The organism is Enorma phocaeensis, assembly GCF_900186505.1.
Taxonomy (GTDB): domain Bacteria; phylum Actinomycetota; class Coriobacteriia; order Coriobacteriales; family Coriobacteriaceae; genus Enorma; species Enorma phocaeensis.
This window is the reverse complement of record NZ_LT891970.1, coordinates 261,886-275,002: the sequence shown is the minus strand read 5'-3', so window position 1 is coordinate 275,002 and position 13,117 is coordinate 261,886. Positions and strand designations below refer to the sequence as shown.

The 13,117-nt window shown below is 63.6% G+C and carries 6 protein-coding genes; all 6 read left to right on the top strand.

Annotated features, from left to right (window positions below; all coding sequences use genetic code 11):
• Positions 1 to 108: 108 nt before the first annotated feature.
• The 6 genes from rpoB to fusA all read left to right on the top strand — a co-directional run bounded on the left by rpoB (position 109) and on the right by fusA (position 13,070).
• The gene (rpoB, locus tag C1717_RS07400; RefSeq protein ID WP_180965935.1) at positions 109 to 3,615 is read left to right on the top strand and encodes a DNA-directed RNA polymerase subunit beta; all 3,507 of its coding nucleotides are present in this window, start codon (positions 109 to 111) and stop codon (positions 3,613 to 3,615) included.
• Positions 3,616 to 3,621: 6 nt separating this feature from the next.
• Positions 3,622 to 8,118 carry a DNA-directed RNA polymerase subunit beta' gene (locus C1717_RS07395; RefSeq protein ID WP_180965877.1) on the top strand — a complete coding sequence of 1,499 codons (4,497 nt, stop codon included), beginning with the start codon at positions 3,622 to 3,624 and terminating at the stop codon, positions 8,116 to 8,118.
• Between the two features lie 409 nt (positions 8,119 to 8,527).
• Complete coding sequence (locus C1717_RS07390) at positions 8,528 to 9,793, top strand: CPBP family intramembrane glutamic endopeptidase (protein ID WP_102372584.1); 1,266 nt, start codon at positions 8,528 to 8,530, stop codon at positions 9,791 to 9,793.
• A gap of 219 nt (positions 9,794 to 10,012) precedes the next feature.
• Positions 10,013 to 10,387, top strand: coding sequence for a 30S ribosomal protein S12 (gene rpsL, locus C1717_RS07385; RefSeq protein ID WP_102372583.1), 375 nt, complete (start codon positions 10,013 to 10,015; stop codon positions 10,385 to 10,387).
• A 67-nt stretch (positions 10,388 to 10,454) separates the two neighbouring features.
• Positions 10,455 to 10,928, top strand: a complete 474-nt coding sequence (gene rpsG, locus C1717_RS07380) for a 30S ribosomal protein S7 (RefSeq protein ID WP_102372582.1) — start codon at positions 10,455 to 10,457, stop codon at positions 10,926 to 10,928.
• A gap of 18 nt (positions 10,929 to 10,946) precedes the next feature.
• Positions 10,947 to 13,070 carry an elongation factor G gene (fusA, locus tag C1717_RS07375; RefSeq protein WP_102372581.1) on the top strand — a complete coding sequence of 708 codons (2,124 nt, stop codon included), beginning with the start codon at positions 10,947 to 10,949 and terminating at the stop codon, positions 13,068 to 13,070.
• Positions 13,071 to 13,117 lie beyond the last annotated feature (47 nt).

Below are 13,117 nucleotides of genomic sequence, written 5' to 3'. Positions count from 1 at the left end.
CGCTCTGCGTGAACGCGAGCCCAAGGGACGAGAGCCGCCTTTCCAAGAAGGAGGAAACTGCTGGTGCCAAACGCAACCCCCACCCCGCACATCACGGCGACCGAGCGCATGCGTCTGAACTTCGGGAAGATCCCGCAAGCGATGGAGCTGCCCAACCTCATCTCCGTACAGAAGCAGTCGTTCGACCGCTTCATGACCGAGGGCCTTCGCGAGGCCTTCAGGGAGTCGAGCCCCATCCAGAGCCAGAACCATGTCCTGGAGGTTACCTTCGGTGACCACCAGTTCGGCGACCCCTCCCACACCGTGGACGAGTGCCGCGAGAAGGACATGACCTATCAGGCCCCGCTGCTCACCGACGTGCGCCTTACCAACACGGAGACCGGCGAGATCAAAGAGCAGCTGGTCTTCATGGGCGACTTCCCCATGATGACCGAGCAGGGCACCTTCATCATCAACGGCACCGAGCGCATCGTCGTCTCGCAGCTCGTCCGCAGCCCTGGCGTGTACTACAGCTCCGAGGTCGAGAAGGATGCCGCCACCGATGAGGACGGCAACAAGACCGACAAGATGGTCTACAAGGCCCAGGTCATCCCCGCCCGCGGCGCGTGGCTCGAGTTCGAGGTCGACAAGCGCGACCAGCTCGTCGTCTCCATCGACCGCAAGCGCAAGCAGAGCGCGACCATGTTCCTGCGCGCGCTGGGCATCGCCGTCACCAACGATGAGATCATCGAGCTCCTCGGCGATTCCGATGTGGTGCGTCGTTCCATCGAGCGCGACGCCGCCCTCACCCGCGAGGATGCCCTCATCGAGATCTACCGCCGTCTGCGCCCCGGCGAGCCGCCCACCGTCGACGCCTCGCGCAGCCTCCTCGAGGGCCTGCTGTTCAACCCGCAGCGCTACGATTTGGCGCGCGTGGGTCGCTACAAGGTGAACAAGAAGCTTGGCCTCACCACCGATGAGGACGTGCAGATCCTCACCGATGAGGACATCGTCGCCACCCTGCGCTACCTCCTCGCGCTTGCCGCTGGCGAGCCCGGCTTCAAGACCGACGACATCGACCACTTCGGCAACCGCCGCGTGCGCACCGTGGGCGAGCTCGTCGCCAACCAGTTCCGCATCGGCATGAGCCGCATGGAGCGCGTCGTCCGTGAGCGCATGAGCTCGCAGGACATCGACGAGATCACGCCGCAGAGCCTCATCAACATCCGTCCGATCACCGCGGCCATCAAGGAGTTCTTCGGCTCCAGCCAGCTCTCGCAGTTCATGGACCAGGCCAACCCGCTTACCGGCCTCACCCATAAGCGCCGCCTTTCCGCGCTCGGCCCCGGCGGCCTTGCGGGGCACAAGTCCGGCTCGAGCCGCCGCACCAACGTGCCCACAGCCGTTCGCGACGTTCACAACTCGCACTACAGCCGCATGTGCCCGATCGAGACGCCCGAAGGCCCCAACATCGGCCTGATCGGTTCGCTCGCCCTCTATGCACGCGTGAACGAGTACGGCTTCATCGAGGCACCCTATCGCCGCATCGTCGACGGTCGCGTGACCGACATCATCGACTGGATGACGGCCGATGAGGAAGAGGACCACATCATCGCGCCCGCGAACACCCCGATCGACCCCAAGACCGGTGAGTTCGTGACCACCGACGCCGAGGGCAACCTCGTGCGCCCGCACACGATCGTTGCTCGTACTCGCGACTTCGACGGCTCGTTCGGCGCACCTGCCGACGTTCCCGTGGACAGCGTCGACTACATGGACGTCTCGCCGCGCCAGATGATCTCGGTCGCCGCCACGCTCATTCCCTTCCTCGAGCACGACGACGCCAAGCGTACCCTCATGGGCGCCAACATGCAGCGCCAGGCCGTGCCGCTGGTGCATCCTGCCGCGCCCTATGTGGGCACCGGTATGGAGCGCCGCGCCGCCGTCGACTCCGGCGAGGTCACCCTTGCCAAGCATGCCGGCGAGGTCATCTTCGCCGACGCTTCCAAGATCACGGTGAAGACCGCTGACGGCATGGACGAGTACAAGCTGCCCAAGTACCAGCGCTCCAACCAGTCGACCTGCATCAACCACCGCCCGCTCGTGCGCGTGGGCGACGAGGTGGAGGAGGGCCAGCCGCTTGCCGACGGCCCGTCCACCGACCACGGCGAGCTCGCGCTCGGCCAGAACCTGACGGTTGCCTACATGAGCTGGGAAGGCTACAACTACGAGGACGCCATCGTGGTGTCCGAGCGCGTGGTGGCCGAGGACCTACTCACCACCATCAACATCTCGCGTCACGAGATCGACGCGCGCGACACCAAGCTCGGCCCCGAGGAGATCACCCGCGAGGTTCCCAACCTCTCCGAGGACATGCTCGCCAACCTCGATGAGGACGGCATCATCCGCATCGGCGCCGAGGTGGGCCCCGGCGACATCCTGGTGGGCAAGGTCACACCCAAGGGCGAGAGCACCCAGACTGCCGAGGAGCGCCTGCTCAAGGCCATCTTCGGTGCCAAGGCCCACGACGTGCGCGATACCTCGCTCAAGATGCCGCACGGCGCCTATGGCCGCGTCATCGACGTGGTGCGCTTCAGCCGCGAGAACGGCGACGACCTCGCGCCCGGCGTGAACGAGCAGGTGCGCGTCTACGTGGCGCAGCGCCGCAAGATCCAGCAGGGCGACAAGATCGCCGGTCGCCACGGCAACAAGGGCGTCATCTCCGAGATCCTGCCGGTCGAGGACATGCCCTACATGGCCGACGGTACGCCGGTCGACGTCATCTTGAACCCGCTCGGCGTGCCTTCGCGTATGAACGTGGGCCAGCTGCTCGAGTGCCACCTGGGTTGGGCTGCTGCCTCCGGTTGGGACGTTGACGACGCGGACTCCAAGAAGTACGTGCCCGGCCCGTTCTTCGTCTCGACGCCGGTTTTCGACGGCGCGAGCGAGGACGAGATCGCCGAGGTCATCCGCCGCGCCAACAAGAACCTGCTCAACCTTGCCTCCGAGCGCTACGGTGAGCACATGCGCCCCGAGTTCGTGACGCAGCTCGACGAGCGCGGCAAGACCACGCTCTTCGACGGCCGTTCCGGCGAGGAGTTCCGCGAGCCCATCACCGTGGGCACGAGCTACATCCTGAAGCTCGGCCACATGGTCGACGACAAGATCCACGCGCGCTCGACCGGCCCGTACAGCCTCGTGACCCAGCAGCCGCTGGGCGGCAAGGCCCAGTTCGGCGGCCAGCGCTTCGGTGAGATGGAGGTCTGGGCGCTCTACGCATACGGCGCCGCCAACGTCCTCCAGGAGATCCTCACTGTCAAGTCCGACGATACGATCGGTCGCGTGAAGGCGTACGAGGCCATCGTCAAGGGCGAGAACATCCCCACGGCGGGCCTGCCCGAGTCCTTCAAGGTGCTCGTGAAGGAGATCCGCTCGCTTGCGCTCGACATCGAGCCGCTGCATGACGCCGAGCCCGCGCCCGCGCAGGCGGCTGCCTCCGAAGACGCCGCCGAGGCCGAAGTCGACCCGTTCGCCGACTACGCCGTGCTCGACGAGGAAGCTCCCGTCGACGCCGCCTCCGACGCCGCCGAGGCCATTCTCGGCGATGAGTTCGCCACCACCACTGATAAGGAGTAGTTGACCGTGGCAGATTTCGAAGCTACTGATTTTGATGCGGTGAAGATCTCCCTTGCCAGCGCCGACCAGATCCGCTCCTGGTCGAGGGGTGAGGTCAAGAAGCCGGAGACCATCAACTACCGTACCCTCAAGCCCGAGAAGGACGGCCTGTTCTGCGAGAAGATCTTCGGTCCCGCGAAGGACTGGGAGTGCTCCTGCGGCAAGTACAAGGGCATCCGTTTCAAGGGCATCGTCTGCGAGCGCTGCGGCGTCGAGGTGACCACCTCCAAGGTCCGCCGCGAGCGCATGGGCCATATCGAGCTCGCCGCCCCGGTGAGCCACATCTGGTTCTTCAAGAGCCCCACGAGCTTCCCCATGAGCCGCCTGCTCGACATCAAGAGCAAGGACCTGGAGAAGGTGCTCTACTTCGCGAGCTACATCGTCACGCATGTTGACTACGAGGCCCGCGAGGCCGACGCCGACGACCTGCGCGAGGAGCTCGCCGCCGATCTCGAGGAGCTGGACGCCGAGTGCGCCCGCCAGATCGAGGCCCTGAAGGAGCAGGGTGACCCTGCGAACTTCGACGAGTTCAGCGACGAGGAGCCGCTGACGCCTGAGGAGATCGCCGCCGGCATCATCGACATCGAGGAGGAGACGAAGGACGAGAAGCAGCTTCGTACCGAAGCCTTCGATGCCTTCATGAAGCTCCATGAGCGCGACCTCATCTCCGATGAGCCGCTCTTCCGCGAGATGAAGCGCTACTACTCCATGTACTTCTCCGGCGACATGGGCGCCGAGGCCATCCGCGACCTGCTTTCCGCCATCGACCTCGAGCAGGAGGCCGAGACGCTCAAGGCGATCATCGCCGACGAGGACGGCCAGAAGCAGAAGAAGGAGAAGGCGGTCAAGCGCCTCGAGGTGGTCGACGCCTTCCTGAAGGGCAGCAACGATCCCGCGAACATGATCCTGGACGTCATCCCCGTGATTCCGCCCGATCTGCGCCCGATGGTCCAGCTCGACGGCGGCCGCTTCGCCGCGTCCGACCTGAACGACCTCTATCGCCGCGTCATCAACCGCAACAACCGCTTGAAGCGCCTGCTCGACCTCGACGCGCCCGCGATCATCGTGAACAACGAGAAGCGCATGCTGCAGGAGGCCGTGGACGCGCTGTTCGACAACGGCCGCCGTGGGCGCCCGGTGTCGGGTCGTGGCGGCCGTCCGCTGAAGTCGCTCGCCGAGGCCCTCAAGGGCAAGCAGGGCCGCTTCCGCCAGAACCTGCTCGGCAAGCGCGTCGACTACTCCGGCCGTTCGGTCATCGTTACCGACCCCAAGCTCAAGCTGCATCAGTGCGGCCTGCCCAAGACCATGGCGCTCGAGCTCTTCAAGCCCTTCGTCATGAAGCGCTTGGTCGAGCTCGGCAAGGTCGAGAACATCAAGGGTGCGAAGCGCGCGATCGATCGCAACGCGAGCTTTGTGTGGGATATCCTCGAAGAGGTCATCGACGGCCGCCTGGTGCTGCTCAACCGCGCACCTACCTTGCACCGCCTCTCCATCCAGGCCTTCGAGCCCGTGCTCGTCGAGGGCAAGGCCATCCACCTGCACCCCCTCGTCTGCGAGCCCTTCAACGCGGACTTCGACGGCGACCAGATGTCGGTTCATGTTCCGCTCTCGCAGCAGGCCCAGGCCGAGGCGCGCATCCTCATGCTCTCGAGCAACAACCTGCGCTCGCCGGCGTCCGGCAAGCCCGTGAACACGCCGCGCCAGGACATGATCATCGGCGTGTACTACCTCACCCAGGAGCGCGACGGCCTCACGGGCGAGGGACATGTGTTCGCGAGCTTCGATGATGCGCTCAACGCCTACGACGCCCGCGCCGAGATCGACCTTCAGGCCAAGATCCAGGTGCGCGTGAGCGTTGCGGACGCCAACGTCATCGAGGAGGACGGCACCGCGAAGTTCGTCGTGAACAACGGCGGTGGCGACCGCCTGGTGCTCGACGTGACGGGCAATAAGACCGCACGTTTCGAGACGACCATCGGCCGCATCATCTTCAACCAGCAGTGCCTGCCCGACGACTACGAGTTCATCAACTACAAGATGGGCTCTGGAGACGTGAAGCGCCTCGTGGCAGAGTGCTGCGATCGCTATCCGCAGGCCGAGGTCGCGCCGATTCTCGACAACATCAAGTACACCGGCTTCCACTACGCCACTCGTGCCGGCCTCACCATCTCGCTGTGGGACGCTCTCATCCCGGATGAGAAGCCCGAGATTCTGGCCAAGACGCAGGCCGATGTCGACCAGATCAACGAGTACTTCGAGGACGGCTTCATCAACGAGGCGGAGCGCCACAACGAGGTCGTTAAGGCGTGGAACCAGGCGACCGACAAGGTGGCCGCCCTCATGCTCGACATGTTCGACGAGGAGAACCCGCTCTACATGATGGCCGACTCGGGCGCCCGTGGTTCCAAGACGCAGCTGCGTCAGCTCGGCGGCATGCGCGGCCTTATGGCCGACATGTCCGGTGATACCATCGACCTGCCCATTAAGGCCAACTTCCGCGAGGGCTTGCTGCCGCTCGAGTACTTCATCTCGACCTACGGCGCGCGTAAGGGCCTCGTCGACACCGCGTCGCACACCTCCGACTCCGGTTACCTCACCCGTCGTCTGGTCGACGTGGCGCAGGACGTCATCGTCCGCGAGGAGGACTGCGGCACGACCGAGGGCGTGACCTATCAGCTCACGCTCGCCGAGAGCGGCGACATCAATGCCGACCTCGTGGGCCGCTGCTTCATCGAGGACGTCGTGGCCCCGGACGGCACCGTGCTGTTCGAGCACGACGGCTACATCGAGAGCACCGACGACATCAAGCGCATGCTCGACGCCGGTCTTACCGAGGTCAAGCTCCGCGCGCTGCTCACCTGCCGTTCCAAGTACGGCGTGTGCCAGAAGTGCTACGGCTGGGACCTTTCCACGCGTCGCCCGGTCGCTATCGGCACCGCGGTGGGCATCATCGCCGCGCAGTCCATCGGCGAGCCCGGCACGCAGCTGACGATGCGTACCATTCACTCCGGCGGCGTCGCGGGCGTCGAGGACATCACCCAGGGCCTGCCGACCGTCGGCCGTATGTTCGACGTCGTCGGCAACGTGAACGAGAAGATCCTCGGCCGCGAGGCCGACCTGGCCCCGCATTCCGGCGTGCTGTCCATCAAGCCCGAGAAGTCCGAGTTCGTGCTCACCATCACCGACCAGGACGACCCGAGCCGCACCATCGACGAGATGCGCGTCCCTGGCTCCGTGCGCTTCATGCCCGGCATCCAGGACGGCTGCACGGTCCGCGCCGGCGATCAGATCACCAAGGGCTTCGTGAACTTCCGCAACCTGCGCAAGCTCACCGATATCGAGAGCACCATGCACACGTTCGTCCAGAGCGTGAAGGAGGTCTACACCTCGCAGGGCGTCGACCTGAACGACAAGCACATCGAGGTCATCGCTCGCCAGATGCTCCGTCGCGTGCAGATCACCAACCCTGGTGACTCCAAGTACCTCCTGGGCCAGTATGTCGACCGCTATGAGTTCGCCGACGAGGTCGAGCGCGTCGCCCGCCTGGGCGGTGCCGCGCCTGTTGCCGAACCCGCGATCCTCGGTACGCTCAAGGTCGCCTCGAGCATCGACTCCTGGCTCAGCTCCGCGTCGTTCATCCGCACCGCGGGCGTGCTCACTGAGGCCGCCATCGAGGGCAAGGTCGACCATCTGCTCGACCTCAAGTCCAACGTCATCGTGGGTAAGAAGATTCCTGCGGGCACTGGCCTCAAGCCGTACGCCAACGCGACGCTGACCTATCGTACGCCCGAGGGCTATGTGAGCATCGACGGCCCCACCTCCGCTACGTCTAAGAACCTGCCTGACTGGGCTCCTGCGGAGCTCAAGGAGCTCGAGACCGAGGTCCCGCAGCAGCTCGAGTGGGCGAGCTACGACGAGTTCGGCGGCGGCGACGGTTCGTTCACCCGCAACGGACGCACGATCTCTGCCGAGGACGCGCGCCTGTACCTCTTTGATGACCTGGGCGTTTCGCAGCGCTGGACCAACAAGTTCAGCGAGGTGGGCATCGAGACCGTGGGCGACCTCGTCGGCAAGAGCGAGGAGGACCTGCTGCGCATCGACGGTATCGGAGCCAAGGCGATCGAGGAGCTGCGCGATGGCCTGGAGGAGCACAACCTCCTCTACATCCTCGACAACAACGACGACGTTGCTGACGAAGAGGATCTCTCGCAGCTTCTCCAGATGGTGTTCAGCCCGGATGGCCCGGATGACATCCTGCTGGGCACGAGCGCGCCGCGCCACCACTTCGACTCCGATGAGGAGATGATCGGCGGTCCCGTGGACACCTCCACCAAGGACGGGCAGACCTCCGGCATCATCAACGAGGACATGGCCTCCCTCGACGAGCTGCTCAACCAGCTTGTGGACCCGGACGACGGCGACAATCCCGATGATCCGAACGGCCATAACTCGACCGAGGACTAACGCTCGGCGAGCTCGCCGCCGCGCATAGCGCTGTGTAGTACTTGGGCCCGTCCCCGATAGGGAGCGGGCCCATTTTCTGTGGGAGCGGATCGAAGGGCAGCAAACCTGCATCTCGATTCCATCTCATCGAGGAGGCCTATCGAGGTTCTACGAAAATGGCTATATTTCCGCACCTCGAGTATGGGTAGCCAATCGAGATCCGCCCGGATAGCCAGAATCGACTTCAAAAGAGCCCGAAATGGCGATCTGGCGGCATCTCGATGAGTGTGCATGTTTCGAGATGCCCCTATATTGACAGATTGCATGCGACGCAGCTGAATTGAAGCGATAGCTGGCGAGGGAAACGGGGAATGTATTAACTGCCTGCTACACTGGTGCGAATAGGTTTGATTCCAAGGAGGACGCTTAGATGATGGATCCTGTGAAGCGTTCGCGATTGTGCAATATCGGGCTTGCGGTTCTTGCGTTGCTGCTCATGTGCATTCTGCCGACGGTCATGAGCTACGCTGTAATGTTCGTCTCGATGACGGTCCCCGCGATCTTTGGTGGAAGGTTCGCAGCTGCGGGCGTGCTGGAATTCTTCATGGAGAACATGAACGTCTATTCGATCCTCTGCTACGTTGCCTTTGGAGCGCCCATTCTCGGTTGGCTGTATGTCATGATCGAGAATGCCCGCCGTGCGCGCCGTATGGTGCAAGCTGCTCAGCAGGCATATCGGCCTTTGCAGGTAGGGCAGATGTCCGGGGCGCAGCAGGCTCAAGCGGTTTCGCAGCCCTATAGCGCCCAGCAGGCCCCATCGGGCCAGTGGCCCGTATCCGGCCAGCAGACGGCACAGGCTCCGCAGTCTCATGCTGCTACGCAGAATGCCTGGCAGCAGCTGCAGTACCCGCCTCAGCCCGCGTACCGGCCCACGTACCAGGCTCAGTGCCAGCAGGCGAACAACGCCCAGGCTTGGGCTGCCCCGCAGGCGCAGCTTCAGGTGCCTCCAGCGTCTCAGGTTCCTTTCGCTTCGCCGAGCGATCCCCTCGCACGGGAACGGGTTCTCTGCATCGCGCCTAATCTCAATTGGCGCGGGCTCGGGGTTGTTCCCATGCTCAAATCTGCGTTCCTCGCCTTCGCCATGAACCACTTCACCACGGTGGTCATGGTAATCATCGCTATTCTGCTACCGCACGTCTTCGAGGAGTACACCGATATGGTGGATGGCTCGGGGATGACCGATTACGGCGTCGCCTGGTTCATCGCGACCATCATCCTCCCGCCGATCGTGGAGGAGTCGGGTTTCCGCGGGCTTGGACTCACGTACCTCGAGCGCGCGGGCGTGCCCTTCGCTTGGGCGAATCTCATCCAGGCGATCTTCTTCGGCATCTTCCACATGAATCTTGTCCAGGGCATCTATGCAGGCATCTTGGGCTTGGCACTCGGATACCTTGCGCATCACTATAAGTCTCTTGTGGCTCCCATGGTCATGCATGGCGTCTACAACGTATGGGGCACCTTGGGCACCGATCTCGAGAACATAGTGCTCCGAAACGTTCCCGACATCGTGATCATTGCGTTGGGGATCGCGGTGCCCATCATCGCGCTCAAGCTCATCATGGACGAGAGCAAATCCGGTCTCGCGGGCACCCCAACACAATCAAAGACGCCAGGCGGCAGCATGGTTGGACGTTAGCCCGCCCGGATGATAGGTGGCGGTTCCTGCCGTAAGCGCTTCTGTGGAGATTTTGGGAGAATCCGCCAAATTAAGGAAACGCCCGGGAGCGTGGTCTGTTGACACGGGCAGCAGGCACAGGTAAAGTTGCGAGTCGCGTGTTTCGAAGGTGGATGCTGACGCCTCGATTCAAGCCGTTGCACCAAAGTAAAGCTGGAATCATCGAAGAAGGAGTACGCTTTGCCTACAATTAACCAGCTGGTCCTTCAGGGCCGTAAGTCCAAGCCCGCGAAGTCCAAGAACGCGGCGCTGCAGCACAACCCGCAGAAGCGCGGCGTGTGCACCCGCGTGTTCACCACGTCCCCCAAGAAGCCTAACTCGGCTCTTCGTAAGGTCGCCCGTGTGCGCCTGGTCAACGGTATCGAGGTCACGGCCTACATCCCCGGCGAGGGTCACAACCTGCAGGAGCACTCCATCGTGCTCGTGCGCGGTGGCCGTGTGCGCGACCTCCCTGGTGTGCGTTACAAGATCATCCGTGGTGCCTACGACTGCGCCGCCGTGAACAACCGCAAGCAGTCCCGCTCCCGTTACGGTGCCAAGCGCCCCAAGAACTAACGCAATCGTCACGCTTCGCCGCGTGCTGAGAGTGCGTTAGGCGAACAGAACCAAGAGGAGAAACACCATGCCGCGTCGTGCGTCTAAGAATCATCGTCGCGAGGTCATGCCGGACGCCGTGTACAACAACCGTCTCGTGACCCAGCTCATCAACAAGGTCCTGCTCGATGGTAAGAAGGCTACCGCCGAGCGTATCGTCTACGGTGCCTTCGATATCGTTGCAAGCAAGTCCGAGCAGGACGCTCTTTCCGTCTTCAAGAAGGCTATGGAGAACGTCAAGCCCACGCTGGAGTGCAAGCCCAAGCGCGTCGGTGGCGCCACCTACCAGGTGCCTATGGAGGTCAACTCCCGCCGCTCCACGCAGCTGGCCATCCGCTGGATCGTTAACTTCTCGCGTGCCCGCAAGGAGAAGACCATGGCTGAGCGCCTGGCTAATGAGATCCTCGACGCCTCCAACGGCGTCGGCGCTTCCGTGAAGCGTCGCGAGGACGTCTTCAAGATGGCTGAGGCCAACCGTGCCTTCTCGCACTACCGCTGGTAATTCTGGGAGGAATTGAAAGTGGCTAAGAAGAAGTACAACCTTGCCGATACCCGCAACATCGGCATTATGGCGCATATCGACGCTGGTAAGACCACCACGACCGAGCGCATTCTGTACTACACGGGCAAGACCCACAAGATCGGCGAGGTGCATGAGGGCGCAGCCACCATGGACTGGATGATCCAGGAGCAGGAGCGCGGCGTGACCATCACCTCCGCTGCCACCACGTGCTTCTGGCACAAGGGCGGCAACGTCAACGAGGGTCCTGCGTATCGCATCCAGATCATCGACACCCCGGGCCACGTGGACTTCACGGCCGAGGTCGAGCGCTCGCTGCGCGTCCTCGACGGTGCTGTGGCTGTGTTCGACGCCGTTGCCGGCGTGCAGCCCCAGTCCGAGACCGTGTGGCGCCAGGCCCGCAACTTCAACGTTCCCCGCATCGCCTTCATCAACAAGTACGACCGCGTGGGTGCTGACTTCTTCCATGCGATCGACACCATGAAGGAGCGCCTGAACGCCAACGCTGTGGCCATCCAGGTGCCCATGGGCGCCGAGGATCAGTTCTGGGGCGTCATCGACCTTGTCACCATGACCGCATGGGACTTCAAGGCCGACGACAAGGGCATGACCTACCCCGAGCCGATGGATGCCATCCCGGCTGAGTTCGAGGACATCGCCGCCGAGAAGCGCGAGGAGCTGCTCGACGCCGCCGCCAACTACGATGACGAGCTGATGGAGCTCATCCTCGAGGACGAGGAGATTCCCGTGGAGAAGCTCAAGGCCGCCATCCGCACCGGCGTGCTTTCGAACGAGCTGAACCCCGTCCTCGTCGGTTCCGCCTACAAGAACAAGGGCGTGCAGGAGCTGCTCGACGCCGTCGTCGACTACCTGCCGAGCCCGCTCGACGTTCCCCCGGTGGAGGGCACCAACCCCAAGACCGGCGAGGCTGACAGCCGTAAGGCCAGCGATACCGAGCCGTTCTCCGCGCTCGCCTTCAAGATCGCTACCGACCCCTACGTCGGTAAGCTCACCTTCTTCCGCGTGTACTCCGGTCATGTGGACGCCGGCTCCTACGTGGTGAACGCCACCAACGGCCAGCGCGAGCGCTTTGGCCGCATCCTCGAGATGAACGCGAACGACCGCGTCGACGTGGACGGCGCCTCCACCGGCGACATCCTCGCCGCTGTGGGCCTCAAGAACACCACCACCGGTGACACCCTCTGCGAGGAGGGCAAGGAGATCATCCTCGAGTCCATGGAGTTCCCCGATCCCGTTATCGACGTCGCCGTGGAGCCCAAGACCAAGGCCGAGCAGGACAAGATGAGCCTCGCGCTCACCAAGCTCGCCGAGGAGGACCCGACCTTCCAGGTGCGCACCAACCACGAGACCGGCCAGACCATCATCGCCGGCATGGGCGAGCTGCACCTCGAGATCATCGTCGACCGCCTGCTCCGCGAGTTCAAGGTCGAGGCCAACGTCGGTAAGCCGCAGGTTGCCTACCGTGAGGCCCCGGGCCACGATGTCGACCGTGCCGAGGGCAAGTTCGTCCGCCAGTCCGGTGGTCGCGGCCAGTACGGCCATGCCGTCATCAAGCTCGAGAAGATGGAAGAGGGCTTTGGCTACGAGTTCGTCAACGGCATCGTTGGCGGTGTCGTGCCGAAGGAGTACATCCCCTCCATCGACAAGGGTATCCAGGAGGCCCTGGAGACCGGTGTCATCGCCGGTTACCCGGTTGTCGACGTCAAGGTGACGCTGTTCGACGGTTCCTACCATGAGGTCGACTCCTCCGAGGCCGCCTTCAAGATCGCCGGCTCCATGGCGATCAAGGACGCCCTCAAGAAGTCCGACCCGATCCTGCTCGAGCCTATGATGGCTGTTGAGGTCGAGACCCCCGAGCAGTACATGGGCGACGTCATGGGCAACCTGTCCGGCCGTCGTGGCAAGATCGAGGGCATGGACGACCGCTCCGGCAACAAGGTCATTCGCGCCAAGGTGCCGCTGGGCGAGATGTTCGGCTACGCCACCGACCTGCGTTCGCAGACCCAGGGTCGCGCATCCTACACGATGCAATTCGATTCCTACGAGCCGGCGCCCAAGTCCGTTGCCGAGGAGGTCGTCAGCAAGGCTGGCGGCAACGCGTAAGTTCTCGCGATCGCTCGCTTAAGGTTCTATCGCGAGGATGCCCTCGC

Bases quoted from the DNA above. Each gene is read 5' to 3' on its own strand.
- C1717_RS07390 (WP_102372584.1), top strand. From the start codon at position 8,528: ATGATGGATCCTGTGAAGCGTTCGCGATTGTGCAATATCGGGCTTGCG.
- rpoB (WP_180965935.1), top strand. From the start codon at position 109: ATGCGTCTGAACTTCGGGAAGATCCCGCAAGCGATGGAGCTGCCCAAC.
- rpsG (WP_102372582.1), top strand. From the start codon at position 10,455: ATGCCGCGTCGTGCGTCTAAGAATCATCGTCGCGAGGTCATGCCGGAC.